The sequence below is a fragment of the Nitrobacter sp. CN101 genome, from assembly GCF_055390255.1.
Genome location: NZ_AP038833.1, coordinates 988,666 through 1,015,181, shown reverse-complemented (window position 1 = coordinate 1,015,181; position 26,516 = coordinate 988,666). Strand labels below are relative to the sequence as shown.

Sequence of the window (26,516 nt, the reverse complement as noted above, 5' to 3'; positions counted from 1 at the left end):
TCTCAATCTCCACGGAAAAATGCCAACGAATGACGCTACCAAAAATTCACGAGATGCAATATTTTGCATCAGAATCTAGGTTTTTCATACACTTAGCAGGCAAGTACAAGGCGACGGATCGTGGCGCGTCTATGAAATCGCGCTACCGCCAGACACGATTCAGCTTTAGGGACCGTCTCGACGGGCGGTGGCTCGCAGCGAAAGTCTATCTAACAAGAATCGGCCGAAGGCTTGCCGGTGCGTCGTGAGTCGGTCGATATAGATCGGTTTGGACGACGCCTTATGAAGAGATAAGTTAGTTTGTGAATGAGCGAACGATCACGCTAAGCGGACCGCGCTAAGTTTATCCATTTAGACTGGCATCAATAGGAAAAAGGACAATGATCGGATCATTGATGATGTGCGTGAGCGTGGTGATTTTGCTTGTGGGCATGATTGCTGGCATCGCAATGGGGATCCAGCAGAACTTCGTCCTTGCGCCGGCTCATGCTCACCTCAACCTAGTCGGCGGCGTCCTGCTGTTTCTGTTCGGCCTTTACTACCGGCTGATTCCGGCCGCAGGCAGAACAACGCTGGCCCGGATTCAGGGCTGGCTTCACATTCTCGGCGGCATTCTGCTTCCAGCCGGAATAGCCCTCGTGATTGTGGGAGGCACAGCCTATAAAGCGGCACCCATCGTTGGTTCGCTGGTCATGGTGTTGGCTATGGCGCTGTTTGTGGTTGTCGTATTCCGCAACCGCACGGCCTGATCGATCATCGTTCCCATGAGCCGATTGCTTCTGGCTACCCTGGCCTTGGCGCGATCGGAGTTCGAGGGTGTTTGGAAAGCGCCCCCTCTTCAGATGCGGCTTCTGAACGATGCCGCTTACCAAGAGTACCTTAGCACCCCTTTTCCGGCATAACTCTCAACCGTGTTGGCGAACTCGCCTTCAAAGGTGCCGGCGACCGAGAAGCCGTTGACCCAGCTCATTTCAGCGGCAGCCGTGACCAGTGCAACGTTGGCGGGTTGTGCCGCGCCGTTGACGACAAACGACGCGCCGGGCAGCGACTGGAACGTCGCTGAGATCGAGCGATTGGTGCCGAAATTATGAGCCCAGGCCGCTCGGCTACGCAATGTGAAGATAGCATCGGTGAGCGCGAACGACCGGTCGGTGCGCAAGCCCAGTTCGGAGCGTGATGCGGTAACATTTTTTGACGCGTAGTTGAGCGCGAACAGATTGCCGCCGGCGCCGCCCTGCTCGGCATAGGCCGGCAGATCGTAGCTGGTTAACTGCCCCGCGGCATAGGGCGTGATGCCCGCCAATGGGGTGGCAATGCGGTAGCCGCCTTCGAGCCGCCCTGAGAAAGCATTGGCGTTAAAATTCGCACGCAGCCGCTCGATGCCATTCGCCGTCACGATGCGATCCGTGGTGACGTTCTGCCAACCATAGGCCAGCGCGCCGCTGAAATAGGCATTGCCGAGACGGTGACGCGCGTCGACACCGACCTGGAACAGATCGGAGCGCCCCGTACCGAACCCGTTGTCGACGCGGAATTGGGTTCCGCCGCCAGCCATTGCAAAGCCAAACATCGTATCCGGCGACACCCGGTAATCGGCGCCGACGGCGCCACCATAAACACTGCTGGTCGCGGTGTTAGAGCCGACAACGCTGTTGCCGGTCGTGGTCTGCGAACCTCCGAAGCCTGCCGACCAAACGCTCCAGCGTTGACCGAAGGTCGGCACCAAGGGAGGCGCCTTGCGGTAAATCGCGGCATAGGCATCGCGCTCCGAAGCGCTGCGCGTCTTCCCGTTGGCGGCATAGCCGAGTGCGGTGGTATCGTCCGCATAGGCCGTCGGAATGACTGATGCGCCATCGCCGCCACGGTCGGCCATGAACGGGTCGGTCATCACGCCCATGAACAGGTTCATCGCGTTGAATGTCGCCTGCTGAGTGCCGGTGCCCAGTTCGCCGGAAACCTGCGTCAGCCCCTGCGGCGACAGCGCGCCGAACGCCAACGGAATCCCACCGGTGCTGTTAAAGAAGTTGGTCAGCGTGGTTGCAACCGCTTGTTGATTGCGATTGAGACCGCTGGGCAGGACAAAATCCAAAGTCAGATCGAGATAGGCGTTGTTGCCGTCATGAGCCAGCGAGCTCTTGAAGTTGGTCGGCAGGTTGGTGTTCACCGGGCCTGAGAACGTGCCGCTGACGCCGCCGTCGGCGGTGAGAATGGTGTAGCGCTTCTCGACATAGCTGCCGGGCGCGAAGCTGGCCGCCACCGTCGCGCCACCCAGCGCAGCCGAGCCGGTCACATGAGTGAAGTCAGACGCGGTTGGCGACACTTCGACCATGTAGGTCGACGCCGCTGTCAGCACCAGATTGCCCGCCACCGTCAGCGTGCCGATCGAATTGCCCGGCGACAGCGTGCCGCCATTGATTGTGGTGTTGCCAACGATGCCGTTGCCGCCCAGCGTGCCGCCCGGGTTCACCGTCGTCAGCGACGACGATGCGATCGAACCGCTGACCGAGAGCATTCCGGCGTTCACCGTCGTTGCGCCGGTGTAAGTGTTGACCCCGGACAGGGTCAGCGTGTTGGCGCTGTTCTGGATCAATCCGCCGCCGCCCGTGATAACATTCGCAACCGTCGTGCCGATCGCGATCGCATTCATCTGAACGGTCCCAGCCGTCACCTCAACGTTGCCGGTGAGGCCGGAAGTGGCCGCCCCGAAATTGATCACGTTGGTCCCGCCTGTGAACGTGATCGCGTTGGCCTGGCCACCGAATCCGGTGCCGCCCGCGATGGTGCCGTTATTGTTGATGGTGAGATTGGAGCCAACAACGCCTGCGCCCCCGAGGCCGGACTGACCTGGAGCGCCAACACCGTTGTTCGCGCCCGCCGCGCCGCCATTGCCGCCCGATATACTCCCGCTATTGTTCAAGGTGACGCCGCCGGTATTGCTGAAAGCCAATCCAACTCCGCCATCGCCGCCGCTGCCGTCGGTGCCGAAGCCGCTGGTTCCGCCGTTTCCGCCATTGCCTCCAGCGAGCGAGCTGCTGTTATTGTTGACGCCAGTCCCGGTGATGACGGCGCCATAACCGCCGGCGCCACCGCCGCCGCCACCTCCGCCCGCACCACCTCCGCTGCTGCCGGTGGCCCCGCCATCGCCACCATTGCCGCCAGTGAGCGGCGCCATATTGTTGATGGTCACGCCTGAAAAACCATGCGCTCCACCAGCGCCACCAGCACCGCCATTTGAAACGGGCAAGCCGCCGAGCCCGCCAGCGCCGCCTGCTCCGCCGCCTGCTCCGCCGCCGCCGCCACCGCCGCCATAGAACGCGCCAGCACCGCCACCATCGCTGCCCGCGGCGCCCCCGAAGCCGGTGCCGCCGGCGCGCCGCCAGCGCCGTGCGAGCTAAGCGTTGAACCTTGGCCGCCGGCGCCACCATCCGCCAGCGCCGGTCCAGCAAACTGAAGCGTCAGCAAAGCCACGGCAACCGAGGCCGAGGAAAGGGATGAGGTTGTGAACAGATGCCAACGACGCTTCCGGTCCGGGCAATTACGCGGGAAGCAAAGCTGCTGGACTGCAAACGCGGACCACTTGGCCGCGATCAACGGGTTAGTCATGGAAAAGCACCAGGTCATTCAAAAAGACTGGTTCCACCTAATACACGCTGCAACGCAGAGTCCACTTAGAGGTCTAAAGAAATCGGGGGATGTGGTGCCTGTGCAACAAAAAAGACGTCGCTGAAGACAGCGTGCGTCTCGTTGCATTGTCTTGTGCATTCAGATCGTCAGGTCTCGCCGCGTGCGCTCGATTCTTCGTCTTCATACGAGGTTTCCCGCATTTTCGATCGCTCCCTGCACACGGAGCGCGCACGTCGCAATCGCCGGGAGAGAGACGGCCGTGCCCATCTCTCTCCCTATATATGCGCGTTCGGCGCAGCCGATCGTCCGCGGCCAGCGCGTTAACGCATCAGCCTCGCCGCCTCCACCATGTTGACGAGCGCCGGCCTGACCTCTTCCCACTTGCGGGTCTTCAACCCGCAATCCGGATTGATCCAGATCTGCCTGTCGGAAAGGCGCTGGCGTGCAAGTTTGAGCAGGCCGGTCATCTCATCAACCGCAGGCACCCGCGGTGAGTGGATGTCGTAGACGCCGGGGCCGATCTCGTTCGGGTATTTGTAGGTCTTGAAGGCGTCGAGCAATTCCATCTTGGAGCGCGACGTCTCGATCGAGATGACATCAGCATCCATCGCCGCGATCGCGTCGATGATGTCGTTGAACTCCGAGTAGCACATGTGCGTGTGAACCTGCGTTGCGTCGGCGACGCCGCTCGCACACAGACGGAAACATTCGACCGCCCAGTCGAGATACGTCTTCCATTCGGACTGGCGCAGCGGCAATCCTTCGCGCAGCGCGGCCTCGTCGATCTGGATCATCGACGCTCCGGCTGCCTCCAGGTCCGCGACCTCGTCGCGGATAGCAAGCGCAATCTGCCGGCAGGCGAGACGACGCGGCACGTCATCGCGTACGAACGACCAGTTGAGAATGGTGACGGGACCGGTGAGCATGCCCTTCATCGGCTTCGACGTCAGGGACTGCGCGTATTTCCACCAGCCGACGGTCATCGGCTTGGGCCGGGACACGTCGCCGAACAAAATCGGCGGACGAACGCAGCGCGAGCCGTAGCTCTGCACCCAGCCGTGCCTGGTGAAAGCGAATCCGGACAGCTGCTCGCCGAAATACTGCACCATGTCGTTGCGCTCGAACTCGCCGTGCACGAGCACGTCAAGGCCGATGTCTTCCTGCCAGCGGATGGTTCGTGCCGTCTCCTCCCGCAGGAACGTCTCGTAGTCGGCGTCGCTCAATGCCCCCTTGGCGTGCGCCGAACGCGCCTTTCGAACCTCGGCAGTCTGCGGGAACGAACCGATCGTGGTGGTCGGGAACGACGGCAGGCCGAAGCGTTCGCGCTGCAACTTCGCGCGATCTGCAAATACGCGCTTGCGCCGTGCCATGTCCGAGGTGACGGCTGCGATCCGCGCCGAGACTTTCGCATCGTGGACCTTCGGCGACATTTTGCGGACCGCCGCGGCCTTCGCGGATGCGTCCACCGCATCGGCAACCGACGCGCGGCCTCCGGCCAGGGCTTCACCCAGCGTCGCCAGTTCACCCATCTTTTGCACCGAAAACGCGAGCCAGCTCTTCAACTCGGCATCGAGATCGGCTTCCGACGCCACGTCGATCGGCACATGCAGGAGCGAGCAGGACGGCGCGATCTGTACGCGATCGATGTCACGTTTGGCGACCACGGATTCCAGACGGTCGAGCAATGCGGGGAGATTAGCGCGCCAGATATTGCGGCCGTCGATCACGCCGAGGGACAAGACCAGATCCTGCCTCGCCTTTGCCACCACGATGTCGAGTTGTTCCGGGGCGCGAACGAGGTCGAGGTGGAGGCCCGCGACCGGCAGCGACAATGCGGTATCGAGGTTATCGCCGAGACCGCCAAAATAGGTCGTCAGCATGATCTTCAGCTTCGGCAGCGCGCTCGCGAGCTGTTCGTATGTCGCGCGCAATGCCTTGCGGGTCGCATCGTCGAGATCGAGAACGAGGCAGGGTTCGTCGAGTTGCACCCATGCGGCGCCCTCTGCGGCAAGCCGCTTGAGCAGATCGATATAAACCGGCAGCAGGCCGGAGAGCAGCGACAGCGGATCGAGATTCGCGTCCTTGCTCTTGCCGAGCTTCAGATAAGTGACGGGACCGAGCAGCACCGGCCTTGTCTGATAGCCGAGCGCCTTGGCCTCGCGAAATTCGTCGACGGCCTTGAGCGAAGAGAGTTCAAACCGTTGGCCGCTGGTGAATTCAGGGACCATGTAGTGGTAATTGGTGTCGAACCACTTGGTCATCTCCTGCGCCGGCGCACCATGCGCGTGACCGTCGCCATGATGACCATGCGCGCAGCTCGAAGCGTGATCTTCGCCTTGCGCACCGCGCGCCATCGCGAAGTAGGTTGCAAGCGGCACCGGCCCGCTTTTCCATCCGTAGATGTCCGGGATCGCGCCGACCATCACGCTGGTGTCGAGCACATGATCGTAGAGTGTGAAATCGTTCGACGGAATGACGGTGACGCCGAGCGACTTCTGTCGCGCCCAGCTCGCGGCCCGCAACCCGGCTGCCGATTCAAGCAACGCGGATTCGTCGGACTTGCCCGACCAGTAGCTTTCAAGCGCAATTTTCAGTTCACGGCGCGGACCGATGCGCGGCGTGCCGAGCGTAGCAACAGGAAGAGAGGAAACTGACACGGCTTACCCCATATGTTGGGGGCTGGGCCTTAGCGACGCGGCATGGGATTCATGGCGTGCTCGCCATGAAAACCGCAAGCGCACCACCGGGACACCCCGCCCGAGGACGACTATGTTGTCGGGGCAGGTCTCCTGGCTCGCGGGTCTCAGCTTTGGTCCGGCCTTCCCGGGATTGCTCCCAGTGACACTGATGGACCACGGCTCACCGCTTACAGTTGCGGGGGCAGCGCCGGCTTTGTCCGAAGACGCACCGGCTTCCCTCTTAGCTCCGGGCTTGAATTGTCCCGGAGAACCTCGACGCCAACCCTATGGGCCACCGTCCACGGGCCGTCAACCGGCACCGCGCTCTTATGTCGGGTCCGAATCCTCGCCGTGCCGGTAGAATTGCGTCCCGATCACGATCGGCGACCGGCCCTGATCCCGGCGGTGCTGATTGGTATCGCGCAGCGAATAGACGCAGCCGCAATACTCCTGTTGATAGAATTGCTCGCGCTTGCTGATATCGATCATTCGCTGCGCGCCGCCGCCCTTGCGCCAGTTGAAATCCCAATATGACAGACCGTCATAACGTCCGGCCGCGCGATGGCCGCAGTCATTGATCTGCGCCATGTTCTTCCAGCGGGAGATACCGAGCGACGACGTCATCACCGGGAAACCATGCTCATGCGCATGAAGCGCGGTGCGCTCGAAGCGCATGTCGAAGCACATGGTGCAGCGCGCCCCGCGTTCAGGTTCCCACTCCATCCCTTTGGCGCGAGCAAACCAGTTGTCCTTGTCGTAATCGGCATCGACGAACGGCACGCCGTGCTTCTCCGCGAAGCGGACGTTTTCGTCCTTGCGCAGCAGGTATTCCTTCAGAGGATGGATGTTCGGATTGTAAAAAAAGATCGTGTAATCGATCCCCGATGCAAGCATGGCCTCCATCACTTCGCCCGAGCAGGGCGCGCAACAGGAATGCAGCAATACCTTCTTTTGCCCGTTCGGGGGCGTCAGGTTCGGTCGGACGAATTCGATCACGGCGGACTCGGCGGTTGAGCCGCGAGACAAACGCCGCGGCAAATCTCTCTGGATAATGGTCTGTATGATCGAAGCGTCAAGAGTTGGACAGAGCGATGGTTGCACAGCGTTTTTCGCCGAACTGTGAATTACGAGAATTGTGAAGCCCGGAGTCGAAACGATCTGTTGACTCGGAATTTGGCGCGGCTACTAGATATGGCGGTCACGGTCTCTCGAGTCGCAATACCGAGAGCGAAAGAGGGAAGCCGGTAATGCCGGCGCTGCCCCCGCAACTGTTAAGCGGCGAGCCGAAGTCCATTGAGTGTCACTGGGACCGCAAGGCCCTGGGAAGACCGGACGGACGCTGAGACCCCGCAAGCCAGGAAACCTGCCGTGACAGCCGAAACGTTCCCTGGGCGGGGTGTCCCAGCGGGTCGCTTGACGGGAATCGCGGCGTCCGCCGTGAGATTTCCTGCGCGCGTCTCCGCCTGACCCCGGCTCGCAACAAAACCGGGGTCTTAAGCCGATGTCTCTCGCAACCGAAGCTGCCGCGCGTGCTGTGCGTCCGTCTTTGCCTGCTGCGGCTGCGATGCCGCCCAGCGAACCCGCGTATCAGGTCATTCGGCGCAACGGGTCGGTCTCGCCGTTCGATTCCTCGAAGATCGCCGTCGCGTTGACCAAGGCGTTTCTTGCGGTCGAGGGGACCAGCGCCGCCGCCTCGCGCAGGGTCCATGACATCGTCACTGAGTTGACCGGCCAGATCGTCGCCAGCCTGTCGCGGCGCTCGGATGCGGGGCGCACCTTCCACATCGAGGACATCCAGGATCAGGTCGAACTCGCGCTGATGCGGAGCGAGCATCACAAGGTCGCGCGCGCCTATGTGCTCTATCGCGAGGAGCGCGCTCGCGAACGGGCGAAGGCGCAAGGGTCGAAGGCAAAGAAGGGCATCCAGGCAGTGGTGACGCCAGTGCTGCGGATGAAGTTGGCTGACGGATCGATGGTACCTATCGATACCAAACGCCTCGCCGCCGTGGTGGAGGAGGCGTGCGCGGGGCTTGAGGATGTCTCCCCCTCCGCGATTCTGACTGAAACTCATCGCAACCTTTATGACGGCATCAGCGTGGACGAACTGGCGCTGGCGACGATCCTTGCCGCCCGCACGCTGGTCGAAACCGATCCCGATTACGCCAAGGCCAGCGCCCGGTTGCTGCTCGACAAACTGCGCCGCGAGGCTTTGAGCTTTGTCTCGGGACGGTCCGAGCAGGCCACGCAAGCCGAGATGGCAGAGCGCTACGCGGATTACTTCCGCGCTTATGTGCGAACGGGCATCGACAACGAACTGCTCGATCCGGAGATCGGCCGTTTCGACCTCGACCGGCTTGCGGCTGCGATGAAGCCGGAACGCGATCTGCGATTCGACTATCTCGGACTCCAGACGCTCTACGATCGTTACTTCCTGCACGTCCGCGGTGTGCGTTTCGAGCTGCCGCAGGCGTTCTTCATGCGCGTCGCCTGCGGCCTCGCGCTGCGCGAGATCGATCGTGAAGAGAAGGCGATCGCGTTCTACGACCTGCTCTCCTCGTTCGACTTCATGGCCTCGACGCCGACGCTATTCAATGCCGGCACGCTGCGCCCGCAGCTCTCGTCCTGCTTTCTCACGACTGTTGCCGACGACCTTGACGGCATCTTCAAGGCGATTAAGGACAATGCGTTGCTTTCCAAGTATGCGGGCGGGCTCGGCAACGATTGGACGCGCGTGCGCGGGCTCGGCGCCCATATCAAGGGCACCAACGGCGAAAGCCAGGGGGTGGTGCCGTTCCTGAAGGTCGCGAACGATACCGCGATCGCCGTCAACCAGGGCGGCAAGCGCAAGGGCGCGGTGTGCGCCTATCTCGAAACCTGGCATATCGATATCGAGGAATTTCTCGACCTGCGAAAGAACACCGGCGACGACCGTCGCCGCACCCATGACATGAACACGGCGAACTGGGTGCCGGACCTCTTCATGCAGCGCGTCGAAGAAGATGGCGTCTGGACGCTGTTCTCACCCGACGAAACGCCGGACCTGCACGATCTCGCCGGCAAGGCTTTCGCTGAACGCTACGCTCACTACGAAAAGAAGGCTGCGGACGGCGAGCTACGGGTGACGAAGCAGGTCCGCGCCGTCGACCTGTGGCGGCGTATGCTGACCATGCTGTTCGAGACCGGGCATCCCTGGATCACCTTCAAAGACCCCTGCAACCTGCGCTCGCCTCAGCAGCATTGCGGCGTCGTGCATTCCTCAAACCTCTGCACCGAGATCACGCTCAACACCTCAAAAACGGAGATCGCGGTTTGCAATCTCGGCTCGGTCAATCTCGTCAACCACTTGCACAACGACAAGCTCGACCACGAGCACCTCGCGCGCACGGTCAAGATTGCGATGCGCATGCTCGACAACGTACTGGACGTGAATTTCTACACCATTCCAGAGGCACGAACCTCGAACCTGCGGCACAGGCCGGTCGGGCTCGGCGTCATGGGCTTTCAGGATACGCTCAACATCCTGCGCATACCCTATGCGTCGGACGACGCCGTCGCCTTCGCCGACGAAAGCATGGAAGCAATCGCCTACTACGCGATCTCCGGCTCGGTCGATCTCGCGGCCGAGCGCGGCCGCTATCCCTCCTATCAAGGATCGCTGTGGTCGAAGGGTATCCTGCCGCTCGATTCCCTCACGCTGCTCGATGAAGCGCGCGGCGCGGCGGTCGAGATCGACCGTTCCAGCCGTCTCGACTGGGACTCGCTGCGCCAGAATGTCATGACCGTCGGCATGCGCAATTCGAACTGCATGGCGATCGCGCCGACCGCGACGATCTCCAACATCTGCGGTGTGTCGCAGTCGATCGAGCCCGCCTATCAGAACCTCTACGTCAAATCCAACATGTCCGGCGACTTCACGGTGGTGAACGCACACCTTGTGCGTGATCTCAAGGCACGCGGCCTATGGGACGAGGTGATGATCTCGGATCTCAAATATTTCGACGGCAGCGTCGGTCAGATCGACCGCGTTCCCGATGATCTCAAGGCACTCTATGCTACCGCCTTCGAGATTGACTCAGGCTGGCTGATCGACGCCGCGTCGTGCCGGCAGAAGTGGATCGACCAGGCGCAGTCGCTCAATCTCTACATTGCCAATCCAAGTGGCAAGAAGCTCGACGCGCTCTATCGCCATGCCTGGAAACGCGGCCTGAAAACGACTTATTACCTGCGATCGCGATCGGCAACGCATGTCGAAAAATCCACGCTCAAGGGCACCGACGGCAAGCTCAACGCCGTGTCCGCGGTCGTGTCCGCCGCAGCGCTCGATGCGAATGGACATGTCAATCGTTCCGCCGACACTGAGGGCTGGAAAGCCTGCCGTATCGAGGATCCCACCTGCGAGGCGTGTCAGTAGCCTCATTTCGTGCTCGCGCGCGTCGCTTGCACAAAGAAGACATAATCAGGAACATCCCCATGCTCGATTGGTCCGACACATCTTCTTCCGCACCGGCACGATCCGCTCCGCCGCAGACGCTCGCGCCTAACGACGTGGCGTCTGATTCATCGCCTTGCGTGACAATGACCGATACCTCCGTCGATGCCACCGGTCTCGGCGAAATCGATCGCGGCGCTGCGCGGGTGCGCGTCGACGACAAGCGGATGATCAACGCCCGCGCCGACGTCAACCAGCTCCTGCCGCTCAAGTACCGCTGGGCCTGGGAGAAGTACCTCTCCGGCTGCAATAACCATTGGATGCCGACCGAAGTCTCCATGCAGGCCGACATCGCGTTGTGGAAATCGAAGGATGGCCTCACCGATGACGAGCGGCGCATGATCAAACGCAACCTGGGATTCTTCGCGGCGTCTGAGTCGCTGGTCGCCAATAACATCGTGCTGGCGATCTACCGCCACCTCACCAATCCCGAATGCCGGCAATATCTTCTTCGTCAAGCCTTCGAGGAAGCCGTCCACACTCACACCTTCCAGTACATCGTCGAAAGCCTTGGTCTCGACGAGGGCGAATTGTTCAACATGTATCGCGAGGTGCCCTCTATCACCGACAAGGCGGCCTGGGCGCTCAAACACACGCAGCATATCGATGACCCCGGCTTCAAGACCGGCACGCCGGAAGCGGATCAGGCGTTCCTGCGCGACCTCGTCGCGTTCTACGTCGTGTTCGAAGGGATGTGGTTCTATACGGGCTTCGTGCAGATCCTCTCGCTCGGCCGACGCAACAAGATGGTGGGCATCGCCGAGCAGTATCAATACATCCTGCGCGACGAGTCGATCCACCTGAACTTTGGCATCGACATCATCAACCAGATCAAGATCGAGAACCCGCATCTCTGGAGCAAGCATTTCCAGGAAGAGGTGCGCGCCATGTTGAAGAATGCCGCCGAGCTCGAGGCCGCGTATGGGCGGGACACCATGCCACGCGGGTTCCTTGGCCTGAATGCCGCGCTGTGCGAGACCTACATGCACGTCATCGCCAACCGCCGCTGCGCTCAGCTCGGACTCGCGCCGGTGTTTCCCGAGGCCGACAATCCCTTTCCGTGGATGAGCGAGGCGATGGATCTCAAGAAGGAGAAAAACTTTTTTGAGACCCGCGTCATCGAATACCAGAATGGCGGCGCACTTGCGTGGGATTGACGGGACCGCAGAACGCCGACCGGATAAACCGGAAGCACCCGCGCCTGGCTTAAGCCGCCGCCATGGCCTCCCTCCTAGGAAACGGCCGAAAGCTCATCAGAATCAGCATAGCCATCAGGCCCATGCCCCACGAGCCGACATACATCAGCGCGTAGCTGCCGAAATGGTCGTAAATCAGCCCGCCCAGCACCGGGCCGGTCGACATGCCAAGGCTGCCGGCCATCGCGGTGCCGCCGATGATTGTGCCCATCATCTTCAACGGGAAATTCTCCCGGATGATCACGGCATAGAGCGGCATCGTTCCGGCGTAAAGGAGGCCGACGACCACTGCCACGGCGTAGAAGCCGCCGAGCTGGTTGACGAAAGCATAGGCGAGTACGCCGAAGGCCTGCGCCATCAGTCCGACCACCAGAACGCGTTGCGCACCGAACCGGTCTCCCGCAAGGCCGAACCCGATACGACCGAACATGCCGGCTAACCCCTCGATGCTGTAGATCGACACCGCAGCAATCATCGGTATGCCGCACGTCACCGCATAGCTCACCGTATGAAAGATCGGGCCTGAGTGAGTGGCGCAGCAGAAGAAGTTCGCCAGCATCAAAATGATGAACTGCGGTGAACTCACCGCTTGCCGGACGGTCATGTCCGATTGCGGCTCGCTCATCGTCATCCCGGCCGGTCCACCCTCCAACGCCGGCGGCCGACGCACGAGCAGTGCGGCGGGAATCATCAGAACCGCGGTGAGAGCAGCGATGATCAGCATCGATGTCCGCCAGTCGTGGATCGTGATCAGCCAGGCTGCAAGCGGTGCCATGGTCATCGGCGCCATGCCCATGCCTGCGGAGACCAGCGAGACGGCAAGACCGCGCTGCGTATCGAACCAACCGGTCACGCAAGCCATCATCGGCGCAAGGATGGCGGCGGTTGACGCACCGATCAAAAGACCAAATTGAAATTGAAAAGCGATTAGCGATTCCGCCCGGCTGGCGAGCGCCAGGCTCGCCGCCAGCGCGACCGCCCCCGTGAGCACCACCGGGCGTGGGCCGAACCTGTCGGAGAGGTTGCCCCACACCATGCTGGCCGCGGCCATGGCGAGGAAACCGATCGTCATCGCCGTGGATATGCCGGTGACGGACCAGCCGGTGTCCTGCGACATCGGCCGCAGGAAGACAGGCAACGAAAACATGGCGCCGATCGCGACGCAGCCCAAGAGGCCGCCCGCCGCAACGATCACCCAGCGATAGTAATGATTCATGGTCCTTGCCCGACGCCCCTGCTCCATCGGGCGGCCTGCCCGCCCGATGTCCCAAGGACGCATCAGCACGGTCGGTGCCGACAGCCGCCTGCTTTTTATTCCTGGTGTTTAGAACCCGCGCCTGATGGAATCAGACGCGGGATTCTATGATTTGTTTGACGCGTTTCTTTACGCGAACCGTTACCTATCCTCGGGTCAAGCCCGAGGGCGTGCTTCGCTCGAAACGCTATAGGCATGCGATCAGCCTTGCGGCGGTTTCCAGTCAGCCGATGGAATGACGTTGATCATCCAGGGGATGCCGAACTTGTCGGTCAGCGTGCCGAAGCCGGGCGACCAGAAGGTTTCGGCGAACGACATGCCTGCTTTGCCGCCTTGAGAAAGTTGATCGAACCAGCGCCGGGCCTCGGCCATGTCATTTGTGTGCAGGGTAACGTCGAAGCCGTTCTTGGGTTTGTCGATGTTAGATGCCCATCCGACGTCCATGTCGGCGCCCATCAGCGCCTGATCGCCGACATCGAGCCAGCAATGCATCAGCCAGGTTTTGTACTTCTCGTCCGTGATCGGCATGCCCGGAGGCGCATCGCCATAGGGTATGGCCGCCTTGATCGTCCCGCCGAGAACTTTGGCGTAGAACTCGAATGCCTCGCGGCACTGGCCCCGGAAGCTGAGGCTGGTCACGATCTTCATGCTGGCTCCTTTCTGACAGGGGTGTTGACTCACATTATGAAAGATTGAGCTGCCAGGACACGCCGCCAACGTCGATTGACGACCTCCTACATAAGTTGATATCAACGTAATGTAGCCGCGGAGTCAAGCTCCCTGATGCGTACGCTTTCTGATCCTGCTTTTGAAACCACGATTCTGGTGCGCGACACCTGCTTATGCCTCCATGCCCAAAGAGCAGCGCGAGCGATCGCACGCCGCTTCGATATCGTGTTGAAGCCGGTTGGCCTCACCAGCGGACAGTTCTCCCTGCTCATGTCGCTCAACCGGCCGCAGCCACCGAACCTCAGCAGCGTAGCGGCGCTGCTGGCGATGGACAGGACAACCTTGACTGCCAATCTCAAGCCGCTGGAGCGCCGGCGTCTTGTCAAAACAATGGCCGACCCAAAGGACGGGCGTGCCCGACTGTTGCAGCTGACGCCTCATGGCCGGGCCGTTCTGACTGTGGCGGTGCCGATCTGGCAACATCTTCATGCGGAAATCGAAAAAGAGCTCTCCGACCCGGATCGTCTGCGCACCGAACTCAACACTTTGTCGACATTTGACAATCGCGGCAGCGTCGCCGGCTGACGCAAAAGACATTCTAGCTAGAACCACTTTCTATTAGGGCTTTGGCTCTGACGGAATCAGAAGCGGGGCTCATGATTTTGATCTGACGTGTTTCTTCACGCGAACCGGTCTTCGCTCGAAGCGCTATAAATAACGGCTGCCCCGCTAACTTCTCTTCGTTATATTCCGTCCCCTGAATGGAGTTGGTAAGCAGGGATGAAAATGCAGACGAGCATGGAGAAACAAGCACTTTTCGTTTTAATCGCCATTTTGGTTGCAGCCCCTGACGTCCACGCCGCGCCCGATCTTATTGACGACGCAGCCGGCTCTCAAGCCTGCTTCACCCGCAGTTACGATGCTGCTCATCTGGCAAAAAAACCAACTCAGAAGACGACTTCCATGCGGTTCGCGCTGCGGCGCGAAACTTATCCCGACAGTGTTGACACTCCGCTCCAAACATTCGCCCGGCTGGAAATCATGCGGCGTAACGACGCCCGTCCGTGGCGAGCTATCGGGCAATGCGCGTTTGACCAGCAAGCGAACCGCGCCGACGAGCACGCCATCGTCTCAGGCTACCCGCATGCGGACGGCATCGCTTGCCACATGACTGGCGAGAATCTCGATGCGGAAGGCGGCATCTTCATAATTGAAACCATCGACAACGGACTGAAGGTCTACATCGATGACGACATCAACATGCGAACAGAGGCGCGGGTAACGGAGGGGCCGGGCGAGTACATTGCTTTCGGACCGGCAGACAGCCTCTTCATTCTCAATCGCGACGCGGACGACGCTTGCTCGGACCTTCAGAAAGCAATAGAGGCCGAATGAACGCTGGGACAGTCGTCGACTGTTCGACACGGGCGATGACCTTCCTTGCTGAGAAATTTTGACGGTCAACGCTCGTCATGGTCTTGGTACGCACGCCCACCGTGACCGGTCAGCCCGCGACCACCGGTCCGCCAGCTTTCTTCCAGGCATCGATCCCGCCCTCGATATGCACCGCGTTGGTCAGGCCGGCGTCCTTCGCTGCGGTAACGGCCATGGCCGAACGCTCGCCGAAGGCGCAGAAGAACACGATGCGGCGCCCGGTCGCGGCGGCTACCTCGCGTAGCATTCCGCCTGGTTTCAGGCTGTCGGCGATATCAGGATAGGGCGCATGCAGCGCGCCAGTCAGTGTGCCGTGCTTGGCGCGCTCATGGGCTTCGCGAAGATCGACCAGCAGGATATCGGGCTGACCGAGTCGGGCAATCGCCTCGCGCGGCGTCAGCGCCAGTCCCTGCTTCGCCAGATCGTCCTGCCTGAGGCCGACATGCATGTTGGCAGGAATCACCACGTCCATGAGCTTCGGATTCGGCAATTTCAGATTGTTCATCAGTTCAATATATTCGTCTATCGAGCGCACCTGAAGCCGCGGATTGTAGCGCCTCTCCTCTCCGATGGTGGAGACCATATCGCCCTTGTAGTCGTGCGCGGGAAACACCATGGTTTCGTCGGGCAGCTTCAGGAGCCGATTGAAGATCGAATCGTACTGTGCACGCGCACTGCCGTTCTGGAAATCGGTGCGGCCGGTGCCTCGGATCAGCAACGTGTCGCCGGTGAAGACACGATCGCCCATCAGGTAACTGTAGGAATCGTCGGTGTGGCCCGGCGTGTACATCACGTCGAGGCCGATGCCCTCGATCTGGATCTTATCGCCGTCGCTGACCCGCATCGAAACCACGTCGGCTTTGGTCTGCTCGCCCATCACGGTGACGCATTGGGTGCGATCACGCAGCTCACCTAGTCCGGTGACATGATCGGCATGAAGATGCGTGTCGATGGCCTTTACAAGCTTGAGATCGAGCTCACGCAGCAACTGGCAGTAACGGCCGACCTTTTCCAGCACCGGATCAAGAATCAACGCCTCGCCGCCAGCACGGCTCGCCATCAGGTAGCTGTAGGTGCCGGAAACGCTGTCGAACAACTGGCGAAAGATCATAATCGTACGACCCTCCTCCTGTGCAGATTTTCTTACCGTGAGGTATTCCAGCAAACTTATGCTGCCGGCGGGCGATTGCAACCGGTCACAAGTCCAGCTCGCTGATCACTCGACCGCCGCTCTGGCGCTGGCCTCTATCGTTACGGAGTCAACTGGTTTCGATCACAGCGCGGCGGCGAGCATAACAGTTACGCAGCACCTCCAGCAGGCCGAAGCGATCAACAACAGCCGCGAATGCGGTGCTTCAGAGCGTCGCCGTCAGCCGTTGATCACGGCCGCAGATAGCTCCAGCCCTGTTCCTGCAACTCCAATAGCCGCACCACGCCCAAGGGCACAATCGTTGTTCCCGGCAGCATCTCAAGCGGATGGCCTTCCTTCTTCTCCATACTCTGCTTGGTGTTGTTGCAGGCCGAGAACTGGATCCTGCTGGGGGATGCCGTTTCCCGGATCTGCTTGATGCGCTCCTTCACAGGCGACGTATCGATGCGCAGCATGTGGAGACCCGGGCCGCACGCCATAATCTCGACGGCCACCGTCTGGTCCAGTCCGCGATAGTGCTCGATCACGTCTGTGACGTTGTTCAGCGCGAAGTCCATGGTGCGCCGATCGTTCTGGTCGACCTGGATCACAAGACGATGCTGCGGCTCGGCGGCGAAACCATGCGAGGTGAATGCGATCAACAGCCCTGCTGCGGCGATGATAGGACGCATAAATCGGCGCATAGATACCTCCTGTAGCCGTCGCGATCTTCTGGGCACGGTCGCTGTGTCGGCGCCTGCGTGTTCTCGAACAAATCCTCGCGGGATCAGGCTCGAGCAGCACGGAGAACGCCGGTAACAGTAGCGTACGTCGCGCACATTGCCTTTGGCAAGCTCAAGGTTGAACACCCGAGCAATTTCTCCAATCGGCCCGATCGATGACGGCGTCGCGCCACTCTGAGCTAGCCCCAAAGCTTGAGAGCGGCATCTATGCCGCCGCGCGCGAGTGATGGCATCGGCCCTGCCGGCATCTCCAGCAGTCCAGCCTTTGCGAAAAGCCAGCTTGCGCGAACCGCCGTGCAGAAGCCTGCCAAATTACAGCGGAACGGGGCCGAGTAGCTTCGGCATAATCCCCGACTTGATCTCCGTCTTCACGGCCCACATGTTAGATCTGGATCGCTTAGTGCATCCACGATTCCGTCGGCAGAATACTGGATGTCCGGCAAGCTGGAATGATGCCCGGACCAGCGATCCTGCAGGATTCCCTTGGAATGAAGGTATCCGCCCATGCCCGACTACGGTGAATTCCGCAACGACAGCCGGCGTGGAGCCCCCGATGAACGGCTCGACGCGGCTGCGTTTCACCGCAACCATGTCGCGATCTGGACGGTTCTCGAAAAATTCCTGCGCGGCAAGACAGGCAACGTGATCGAGGCCGGCAGCGGCACCGGACAGCATATCGTTTTCTTCGCGCGGCACTCGCCCGGCATTACCTGGTGGCCGACCGATCTTAACGACCATCATCTTCGGAGCATCGCAGCGTGGACCGCTCACGAGAACCTAGCCAATGTCCGGCCGCCCCAGCGGATCGACCTATCGAATTCATGCCAATTGGCGGAAATGAACGATGGCCACGACGCGTTGCTCGCGGTGTTCTGCGCCAATGTGATCCATATCGCGCCGTGGCGCGTCGCCGAGGGCCTGATCGCGGGCGCCTCACACTGTCTGCGTCCTGATGGGCGGCTGTTTCTCTATGGACCGTTCAAGCGAAACGGGCGACACACCGCGCCGAGCAACGAGGCGTTCGATGCCAGCCTTCGCAATAACAATCCAGAGTGGGGCGTACGCGACGTTGACGAGGTGGCGACGCTGGCGCAGCAAAATGGCCTGACGCTGACGGACATCACCGAAATGCCCGCCAATAATCTGATCCTTGCGTTCGAACGAAATCAGGGATGAGCGTCGTAGCCGCCTCCCCGGCCCGCGGGATTACCGCAGCGGCGGAGCATACATGATGCCGCCCGCGTTCCAGAGTTGGTTCAAGCCGCGTGGAATCTTCAGCTTTGAATCACTGCCGATATTGCGGTCGTAGATTTCGCCGTAGTTGCCGACGCGGCGGATGATGCGTGCCGCCCAGTCCTTCGTCAATCCGAGGCCCTCACCATACTGACCGTCGGTACCAACCAACCGCATCACATCTGGCTTCTTCGACTTCATCGCCTCGTCGATGTTCTTCGAAGTGATGCCGAGTTCTTCGGCATTGATCATCGCATAGAGCGTCCATTTGATGATCATCATCCAGTCGTCGTCGCGCTGGCGAACAACAGGCGCCAACGGCTCCTTCGAGATCACGTCAGGCAGGATGAAGCTCTCGTTCGGCTTGGTCAACCGCAGCCGCAGCGCATAGAGATGAGAGACATCGGTGGTCAGAACATCGCACTTGGCCTCGTCATAGGCCCTTAACATGTCTTCCAGCTTACCGAACTTGATCTCTTCATATTTTAGGTTGTTAGCCTTGAAATAGTCGGCGAGGTTGAGTTTCGTGGTCGTGTTGTCCTGCACGCAGATTTTCGTATCACCAAGGTCAAGGGCAGAATCAGCCTTACGCGAGGTACGGACCATGAAGCCCTCGCCGTCATAGTAAGCGACCGCCGGAAAGTAGAGGTTGTAATTGGTTTCGCGCGACATGCTCCAGGTCGAGTTGCGCGCAAGGATGTCGACCTTGCGGCTTTGCAATTCCTTGAAACGCTCGTCGGGCTCGAGCGAAACGAACTTCACCTTCGCCGGATCGTCAAAGACGGCGGCCGCGACGGCGCGACAAAAATCCACATCGAAGCCCGACCAGTTGCCCTTCTCGTCCGAATTCGAAAACCCGGGAAGGCCGGCGTTGACGCCGCACAGCACGGCGTCGCGCCGAAGCGTTCGTTTCAGGGTCTTGGTATCGTAGCGCTCATAGGTGATCGCCATCACCGCGATAGCGGTGGCGATGGCGAGGCCTATCAGGAGGCCGCCTCGAAATGTCCGCATGGATAGCCCCTCTCGCAATATCGGAAAGTATCGGCGCAAATGACGTGACGATGATTAGAGACTGGGTTTCTGCCGCACGATCACACGGGTACCGACCGGAATGCGACCATAGAGATCGACAACGTCGGCGTTGACCAGACGGAAGCAGCCCGAGGAAATCGCAGTTCCGATGGTATCGGGCCGGTTGGTGCCATGGATGCGATATACTGTCGTGCCGAGATACATCGCGCGTGCTCCGAGCGGATTGCCGGGGCCGCCCGCCATGAAGCGCGGCAGGTAGGGCTGGCGCGCGATCATTTCCGGAGGCGGGGTCCAATCCGGCCATTCCGCCTTTCGCGAAATATTGAGAATACCCTGCCACTGAAAACCCGCGCGACCAACGCCGATGCCGTAGCGAATCGCGCGGCCGTTGCCCTGAATGAGATAAAGGTGACGTTCTGCGGTCTGGATAATGATGGTGCCAGGCGGCTCGGTCGTGCGATAGAGCACCACCTGCTTGCGAAATTCCGGGTCGAGTTGGAACGAATCATCGGCAACGAGACCGGGCTGATCGCCATCGACCTGCTGCGTAGCCTGCTGCGCAAAGCCGAGCGTGGCCGAGAGCATCAGGCTGCCCATAGCAGCAACCGCCAGGGTCAGGTGCCGAAACGCGGTCATCGCTTGTCTCCTTTATTGCACGGCAATAATTTCCGCTTGCGTTCCCGTCAATCACATATGGCATAAAATCCGAGCGGCGGCGCAATGGCAAGCGATCGCGCGGCGCCCACCGGAAAGCGTAAGATTTTACAGGAAACGCCCCGGCACCGGCTTCAATTTTCGAACCAACCCGGACCCAATCAGATTCGAATCGACATGGCGCGGCAAACTGCCCGCTTGGTATGCGCAGGACGTGCGGCTTCGTCGAAGGACAAAATCGTGTCCGCACGGGATGGTAGGGCGTTTACGAGCGTATAGATCCCCGACAATGACTTCAAACGGAATCCCGTTTTACAGGTCCATGACCCAGGTCTGCCTGCTTATGACCGTCTCGGTTCCACCACCCACCGCCAAGCGCCTGAAACAGCGCGACCGTATTTGCCAGTTGCGCGGCCTGCGCATCGAGGCGCGCAAGGGAGGTCTGCAGATACGCCTGCTGCGCGGCAAGGAGGAGCGGCACGCTGATTTGTCCTTGATCGACCTGTTTACGCACTAACGTGATGCTCTCTGTCGCCGATCGTTCCGCGTCCGTCGCCGCACTGATCGCACGCGTGCCCGCCTGAAGGGCTCGCAAGACATCCGCAACGTTCTGAAAAGCCGCGAGAACAACGCTCCTATATTGAGCGAGTGACTGATTCGTTTCCTCTTCCGCCGCACGCTGCTTGTTTGCCAACGTCCCTGCGTCAAAAATGGTCTGCGCAGCATTGCCAGCGATCATCCCGAGGGCCGCTCCTGGAGTGGCCAATTGCGAAAATTTGGCAGCCGCGGCACCACCACTTGCCATCAAGGTTATCTGCGGAAGGCGATTGGCGATCGCCACTCCGATCATTGCATTGGTCGAATGAAGGTTCGCTTCGGCAGCCTGAATATCAGGGCGCTGTCTTACGAGATCGGCCGGAAGACTGAGTGGCAGACGGCGGGGCATTCGAAATGACCCGAGATCGAATGTTTCCTTTGGAGCGTCACTCGCCAAACGACCGGTCAGGAATGACAACAAATGACGCTGTTGCGCGAGCTGTTTCTCGAGATTCGGCAACAACAGCCGGGTCTGCGCAACCGAAGTCTCTTGCGCCGCGACATCCGTCTGGGCAATCTGCCCCTGCTCCTGTTGCCGTCGCAGCAACTTCAAAACCTCGGTCTGCAAACCAAGAACGCGACGGGTCGCCGCGATCTGTCCCCGAACCCGACCTTCCTCGATCGCCGCAAGTGCGATGTTGCTGGCCAATGTCAGGTAGACTCCTTCGCGCTGGAATGCGCGCATCTCGGCCTGCGAATCCGTGGACTCGACCAAACGCCGCGTCCCTCCCCACACATCGGCAAGGTACGACACGGTCACTTGGCCAGTGTGCAGACTCAAAAGGTGGGCGTTGGACTCAAGAGGAGACTGCAGATCGACCGGCACCTGCTGGCGCGACGAATTGAAGCCTCCCGTCACGTTAGGGAACAGCAAACCGCGCTGGGCGAGCGCGTTGGCTTCTGCCATCCTGACCGCAGCCTCCGCAGCGGCGAGGTCCGCATTGTGCGTGATACCATCCTCCACCAGTTGGTTCAGCGCAGGCGAACGAAACAACTCCCACCATTGGGGAGGAACCTCTGCGGTGCGCACGATCGGATGTCCAGGCACACGATCTCCGGCGGGATCGGATAAGTACCTGGAAGTTTCCGGAGGCGCCTGAGGTTTGTAGTCAGGTCCAACCGCACAGCCTGACAGCGCAGGCGACGCGGCAGCCAAAAACGCTACGATGAAACATCGCACACGGGAAAACGCCAACCCCCATCCTATTCTCGGTGAATGAACCACCGATCCATTCTGTTGGCTTGACCGCACGAGATGCCCCTTCAACCACGGTTTCACACGAACCGACTTTCTATTCTGCCGGATCGAACGCCGATTCGGGAGCAGCCGCCAACGTTTTTCGTTGAGAAAACAGCGCGATGAGAGCTGGCAGCGCGACGAGGATCACAAGTGGAGCCACCATCATTCCACCGACCACGACGACAGCCAGCGGCTTCTGCACCTGCGATCCGATTCCGGTCGACATGGCGGCGGGCAACAAGCCGATTCCCGCAATTACGCACGTCATCAGGACAGGGCGCATTTGAGCCTCTCCGGCTCTTATGATCGCATCGATCCGCTGCAGGCCCGACTCGATAAGCTGATTGTATTGCGACAGGATCAGAATCCCGTTCATCACCGAGATGCCGAACAGTGCGATAAAGCCGATGGCGGCCGAGACGCTGAAAGGAATGCCCGTCACGAACAACGCGAAGACACCACCGATCACCGCCATCGGAATGACGCTCAACGCCAGCAACGTGTCCCGTATAGATGTGAAATTGATCCATAGCAGCAGCCCGATAACGGCAAGGCTGAGCGGCACGACAATCTCCAGACGCGCGATCGCTTCCTGCAGATTGCGGAATTCGCCGACCCATTGAAGCTGGTTTCCGGGAGGCAACTGCACGTCCTGCGCAATTCGCTGTTCGGCTTCCTTGATGGTGCTACCGAGATCGCGATCACGAACACTGAACTTGATCGGCAGGTATCGCTGCTGTTGTTCCCGGTAAATATACGAAGGTCCGGTGACGAGTCGGATGTGCGCGACCTCGCCCAACGGGATCTGGGTTATTCCTTTAGCCCCTGATACGCCGATCGTCAGCTTGCTGATAGCTTCCGCGCTCTGCCGATACTCGGGAGCCAGCCGCACGACGATCGGAAAATGGCGATCACTTCCGTGCTCGTAAACATCGCCCGCTGACTCTCCGCCGACAGCCGTCCGGATCATCGAATTGATATCACCCGGCGAAAGTCCATAGCGTGCGGCACGCTCACGATCGATATCGATCTGTATTGTCGGCTGGCCAAGCGACGTGAAAACGCCAAGGTCTGTCACACCCGGAACCTTCTCGAGCACGGCCTTGATCTTGTCGGCTGTGTCCGTGAGTTCCTGCAAATCATTGCCGAATACCTTGATCGAGTTCTCGCCCTTAACACCCGACACCTGCTCGGCCACATTGTCCTGCAGATACTGCGAGAAATTGAATTCGATTCCCGGAAATTCTATCTTAAGCCGTCCCTGGATTTCTTCGGTCAGCTTTTCCTTATCCACGCCATGGCGCCACTGACTGATCGGCTTTAGCGGAGTGAAGAACTCGACATTGAAAAAACCGGCGGCGTCCGTGCCGTCGTCGGGACGGCCATGCTGCGTCACGACTGTCTCTACCTCGGGAAAGCTGCGGATCAGCTTGCGCATCCGGTTGGCATAGCCATTCCCCTCCTGAAGGGAGATCGTTGCCGGCATGGTGGCGCGTATCCACAGATTGCCTTCCTCCAGCTTGGGAAGAAACTCCAACCCCAGAAATCGTATCGCAATCCCCGCCAGAATGAACACCGCCAGCGTCACGGCGACCGTCACCCTTCTGTTCGCGACAGTGACTCGCAAAGCCGGACTGTAGAAACGGTGAAGGGTGCGCACCAGCCATGTTTCCGTCTCCCGAACATGCTCCGGCAGCAGAAGTGCGCTGAGCGCCGGTGTCACGGTAAAGGTTGCGAGCAGGCCTCCCGCGATGGCGTAGGCGTAGGTCTTGGCCATGGGGCCAAAGATGTGCCCTTCGACGCCGCTCATGGTGAAAAGCGGAATGAACCCCGCAATAATAATGCCGGTCGCGAACAGGATTGAGCGGTTGACGCTGATGCCCGCAATATAAATCGCGAGAAGCTTTCCACGCAATCCGGACGCGTTGTCGTCCTCAGGCAAAGTCTTTTCGCCGCTATGCCCAAGCTCCCGGAATATTCGTTCGACCATGATCACAGTGGCATCGACGATCAAACCGAAATCGATTGCGCCGACCGATAGCAGGTTGGCGGATTCGCCGCGCAGAATCATAATCCCGATGGCGAAGCACAACGCGAACGGAATCGTCGCGCCCACGATCAACGCGCTGCGAAGATTCCCGAGAAACACCCACTGCAATACAAAGATCAGCAGAATGCCGACCGTCATGTTGTGCAAGACAGTATGCGTCGTGGTGTCGATGAGATCTTGACGATCGTAAATGCGCTCAATTCGTACGCCGGGCGGCAAAATCCCGGAGACATTGATACGCTCGACTTCGGCCTTCAACCGCTCGATGGTCGGAGTGCTTTGCTGACCGCGGCGCATCAGAACGATGCCTTCGACGATATCGTCGTCGTTGTCCTGGCCGGCAATGCCGAGGCGAGGCTGATGCCCGATGATAACCGTCGCAACGTCTCGAACCAGAACAGGATTGCCTTCGGCTTGCGTCAACATGGTATTGTTGATGTCATCGCTCGACCGTATCAGCCCGACACCCCGCACGACTGCCGACTGCGTGCCCAGATTGACGATATTTCCGCCGACATTCAGGTTGCTTCCGCGCAGCGTCTGCAGCAATTGCGGCAGGGTCAGCCTGTAGGCGACAAGCTTATCGAGGTCGACCTGCAGTTCAAATGTCTTGGTTTTCCCCCCCCAGCCAATGACGTCCACGATCCCGGGCACGGCGCGAAAGCGGCGTTGCAGAACCCAATCCTGAAGAGTCTTCAGATCGAGCACGCTATAGCCGGGCGGGCCGACTAGTCTGTAACGATAAATTTCGCCGACGGGACTGACGGGACTGATGGTGGGCTGAGCGCCATCCGGCAATCCGTTGAGCTGCGCCAAACGGTTGAGAACCTGCTGGAGCGCCTCATCGTAGGTATAGGCATAGGTGAACTGCAGTTTGACGTCCGACAGTCCGTAAAGAGAAATGGTTCTCATTACCCGGAGGTTCGGCACACCGGACAGCTGCGTCTCGATCGGAATCGTGATGTAGCGTTCGATCTCTTCGGCCGAAAGTCCGGCGCTCTGAGTGATGACGTCCACCATAGGCGGAACGGGATCGGGATAGGCTTCGATATTCAGGACCCTGAACGCGGCGATCCCGCCGGCCAGGGTCATAATGAAGAGGACCAGGATCAGAACGCGCTGCTTCAATGCAAACGCGATGATCGGATTGATCATGGCGAGCTACCGTTCGTCAGGTCTGTTTGGCGACTGCCATCCGGTCGATGAACAGACTGCCGCGGGTGACGATTTTTTCGCCCGGACGGAGCCCATCCAGCACCTGGATCAGCCGAGCGCTTGATTGACCTAACTTGATCTGACGCAATTCGACGCCTTGATCGTCACCAACGACCCAGACATGCGCATTGCTTCCTTCATAGATCACTGACTCAAGAGGCACCGCCGGCATTAGCTCTCCGTCGCTGTCAACGATCGTGACGCTCGCAAACATCTCGGGTTTGAGCAGGCCGTCCGCGTTATCGACGGTGGCGCGTACCAGAAGCCGCCGATTGTCTGGGTCGATTCCCGGTGCGACGTAGTCGATCCGGGTCTCAAACACACGGTCGGGCTGCGTCAGGACCTTGAACATCAGACGTTCGCCGATCTGCACCTTGGCAACATCGGTCTCGCGGACATAGGCCACGATCCAGACTTTCGACGTGTCTCCGATCAGGAACACCGGATCGCTCTCACTTGCCCCGGCATTGACATACTGTCCCATCCCAACCTTGCGTTGCAGGACGGTTCCGGCCAGCGGCGCGTATACGGGAGCGTCGGGCGTGAGCGCGCCCGTCTTCTCGAATGCTTCAATCTCCGCGTCGGTTTTCCCAACGAGCCGCAACCGGTTGCGCGCGGCCTCAAGCGCAACTTCTGCTGATCGGGAATCGTTCTCCGAAGAAGTGAGATTGGCCTGAGCTTCCTGCCATTCTCTCTGCGACGCGGCCTTATCCTTTGCCAGGCTCGACATTCTTCGCTCGACGATCTGCGCGAGGTTAACCTGGGAAACTGCCTTGTTCCGGGTGGTCAGAGCGACGACGAAATCTTTTTGAGCATCCACGGAATCGGCCGCCGCGATCACAAAAAGAAGCTGGCCTTTCTCAACATGATCGCCGGACGCGACCATCAATTCTGTTACCCGGCCCGCATAGGGTGCGAAGATGCGGGTCGACAGGTTCTGATCCAGTGCGATCTTCCCCTCGGTACGGAATTCGGAACGGAACACGTGCTCCTCGACCGGCTGCACCGCCACGGTGTCCCATTGCGATGCCGTCAAACGCAGCTTTCCGTCAGCCCCTTTGATTTCGCTGTCCAGCACTGCATTGCGGGCGGCGCTGCCGCGATCGACTCTCAGGACGGTTGCAGCCGTCCCGACAAGGGCCAATGCGATCGTGAGACCGATGACAATCCGAGGGATTGTCATCACACGCCAGAGTGACGCCAAACTACGCATGATCCCGTATCCCCTTGCCCCGCCGATTGGTGAGGCAAGCCTGTCCCCTCAAAAACCAATGATTT

The 26,516-nt window shown here is 60.1% G+C and carries 19 protein-coding genes and 2 riboswitches; of the genes, 6 read left to right on the top strand and 13 right to left on the bottom strand.

Going from position 1 to position 26,516, the window contains the following annotated elements:
* Window positions 1-380: 380 nt before the first annotated feature.
* Complete coding sequence (locus ACZ5IL_RS04840; protein ID WP_464595489.1) at window positions 381-749, top strand: hypothetical protein; 369 nt, start codon at window positions 381-383, stop codon at window positions 747-749.
* Between the two features lie 116 nt (window positions 750-865).
* Here the strand turns inward: ACZ5IL_RS04840 and ACZ5IL_RS04835 are convergent, their stop codons facing one another.
* The 4 genes from ACZ5IL_RS04835 to ACZ5IL_RS04820 form a co-directional block, all read right to left on the bottom strand.
* Window positions 866-3,187, bottom strand: a complete 2,322-nt coding sequence (locus ACZ5IL_RS04835) for an autotransporter family protein (protein WP_464595487.1) — start codon at window positions 3,185-3,187, stop codon at window positions 866-868.
* A complete protein-coding gene (locus ACZ5IL_RS04830) occupies window positions 3,184-3,603 on the bottom strand; it encodes a hypothetical protein (RefSeq protein WP_464595485.1) in 420 nt (139 codons plus the stop codon). Before ACZ5IL_RS04830 ends, ACZ5IL_RS04835 begins: the two co-directional genes overlap by 4 nt.
* A gap of 341 nt (window positions 3,604-3,944) precedes the next feature.
* Complete coding sequence (gene metE / locus ACZ5IL_RS04825; protein ID WP_464595483.1) at window positions 3,945-6,281, bottom strand: 5-methyltetrahydropteroyltriglutamate--homocysteine S-methyltransferase; 2,337 nt, start codon at window positions 6,279-6,281, stop codon at window positions 3,945-3,947.
* A gap of 105 nt (window positions 6,282-6,386) precedes the next feature.
* A riboswitch (cobalamin riboswitch) is annotated at window positions 6,387-6,593 on the bottom strand.
* A gap of 36 nt (window positions 6,594-6,629) precedes the next feature.
* Window positions 6,630-7,298 carry an epoxyqueuosine reductase QueH gene (locus tag ACZ5IL_RS04820; RefSeq protein WP_464595482.1) on the bottom strand — a complete coding sequence of 223 codons (669 nt, stop codon included), beginning with the start codon at window positions 7,296-7,298 and terminating at the stop codon, window positions 6,630-6,632.
* Between the two features lie 188 nt (window positions 7,299-7,486).
* Window positions 7,487-7,687, top strand: a riboswitch (cobalamin riboswitch).
* Between the two features lie 116 nt (window positions 7,688-7,803).
* Between ACZ5IL_RS04820 and ACZ5IL_RS04815 the strand changes: the two genes are divergently transcribed.
* Window positions 7,804-10,713, top strand: coding sequence for a ribonucleoside-diphosphate reductase subunit alpha (locus ACZ5IL_RS04815; protein ID WP_464595481.1), 2,910 nt, complete (start codon window positions 7,804-7,806; stop codon window positions 10,711-10,713).
* Window positions 10,714-10,772: 59 nt separating this feature from the next.
* Window positions 10,773-11,948, top strand: a complete 1,176-nt coding sequence (locus tag ACZ5IL_RS04810; protein WP_464595479.1) for a ribonucleotide-diphosphate reductase subunit beta — start codon at window positions 10,773-10,775, stop codon at window positions 11,946-11,948.
* A gap of 49 nt (window positions 11,949-11,997) precedes the next feature.
* Here ACZ5IL_RS04810 and ACZ5IL_RS04805 read toward each other — a convergent pair whose 3' ends face one another.
* Both ACZ5IL_RS04805 and ACZ5IL_RS04800 read right to left on the bottom strand, forming a co-directional pair.
* Window positions 11,998-13,203 carry an MFS transporter gene (locus tag ACZ5IL_RS04805; RefSeq protein ID WP_464595478.1) on the bottom strand — a complete coding sequence of 402 codons (1,206 nt, stop codon included), beginning with the start codon at window positions 13,201-13,203 and terminating at the stop codon, window positions 11,998-12,000.
* Window positions 13,204-13,443: 240 nt separating this feature from the next.
* Complete coding sequence (locus ACZ5IL_RS04800; protein WP_464595476.1) at window positions 13,444-13,890, bottom strand: VOC family protein; 447 nt, start codon at window positions 13,888-13,890, stop codon at window positions 13,444-13,446.
* Between the two features lie 135 nt (window positions 13,891-14,025).
* On the opposite strand from ACZ5IL_RS04800, the gene ACZ5IL_RS04795 reads away from it, so the two are divergent.
* On the top strand, window positions 14,026-14,496 hold the full coding sequence (locus tag ACZ5IL_RS04795) for a MarR family winged helix-turn-helix transcriptional regulator (protein WP_464595474.1): 471 nt from the start codon (window positions 14,026-14,028) through the stop codon (window positions 14,494-14,496).
* A 201-nt stretch (window positions 14,497-14,697) separates the two neighbouring features.
* Window positions 14,698-15,306 carry a hypothetical protein gene (locus ACZ5IL_RS04790; protein ID WP_464595472.1) on the top strand — a complete coding sequence of 203 codons (609 nt, stop codon included), beginning with the start codon at window positions 14,698-14,700 and terminating at the stop codon, window positions 15,304-15,306.
* 109 nt (window positions 15,307-15,415) lie between these two features.
* Here the strand turns inward: ACZ5IL_RS04790 and ACZ5IL_RS04785 are convergent, their stop codons facing one another.
* Window positions 15,416-16,456 carry an MBL fold metallo-hydrolase gene (locus tag ACZ5IL_RS04785; RefSeq protein ID WP_464595470.1) on the bottom strand — a complete coding sequence of 347 codons (1,041 nt, stop codon included), beginning with the start codon at window positions 16,454-16,456 and terminating at the stop codon, window positions 15,416-15,418.
* A gap of 269 nt (window positions 16,457-16,725) precedes the next feature.
* On the bottom strand, window positions 16,726-17,178 hold the full coding sequence (locus ACZ5IL_RS04780; protein ID WP_464595468.1) for a DsrE family protein: 453 nt from the start codon (window positions 17,176-17,178) through the stop codon (window positions 16,726-16,728).
* Window positions 17,179-17,721: 543 nt separating this feature from the next.
* Between ACZ5IL_RS04780 and ACZ5IL_RS04775 the strand changes: the two genes are divergently transcribed.
* A complete protein-coding gene (locus tag ACZ5IL_RS04775) occupies window positions 17,722-18,393 on the top strand; it encodes a DUF938 domain-containing protein (protein WP_464595467.1) in 672 nt (223 codons plus the stop codon).
* 30 nt (window positions 18,394-18,423) lie between these two features.
* Here the strand turns inward: ACZ5IL_RS04775 and ACZ5IL_RS04770 are convergent, their stop codons facing one another.
* From ACZ5IL_RS04770 to ACZ5IL_RS04750, 5 genes are all read right to left on the bottom strand, one after another.
* Window positions 18,424-19,461, bottom strand: coding sequence for an amino acid ABC transporter substrate-binding protein (locus ACZ5IL_RS04770; RefSeq protein WP_464595466.1), 1,038 nt, complete (start codon window positions 19,459-19,461; stop codon window positions 18,424-18,426).
* Between the two features lie 54 nt (window positions 19,462-19,515).
* Window positions 19,516-20,118, bottom strand: a complete 603-nt coding sequence (locus ACZ5IL_RS04765; protein ID WP_464595464.1) for a L,D-transpeptidase — start codon at window positions 20,116-20,118, stop codon at window positions 19,516-19,518.
* A gap of 313 nt (window positions 20,119-20,431) precedes the next feature.
* Window positions 20,432-21,913 carry an efflux transporter outer membrane subunit gene (locus ACZ5IL_RS04760; protein WP_464596821.1) on the bottom strand — a complete coding sequence of 494 codons (1,482 nt, stop codon included), beginning with the start codon at window positions 21,911-21,913 and terminating at the stop codon, window positions 20,432-20,434.
* A 112-nt stretch (window positions 21,914-22,025) separates the two neighbouring features.
* Entirely contained in the window at window positions 22,026-25,178 is a 3,153-nt protein-coding gene (locus tag ACZ5IL_RS04755) for an efflux RND transporter permease subunit (RefSeq protein WP_464595463.1), read from the bottom strand.
* A gap of 16 nt (window positions 25,179-25,194) precedes the next feature.
* Window positions 25,195-26,451, bottom strand: a complete 1,257-nt coding sequence (locus ACZ5IL_RS04750; RefSeq protein WP_464595461.1) for an efflux RND transporter periplasmic adaptor subunit — start codon at window positions 26,449-26,451, stop codon at window positions 25,195-25,197.
* Window positions 26,452-26,516 lie beyond the last annotated feature (65 nt).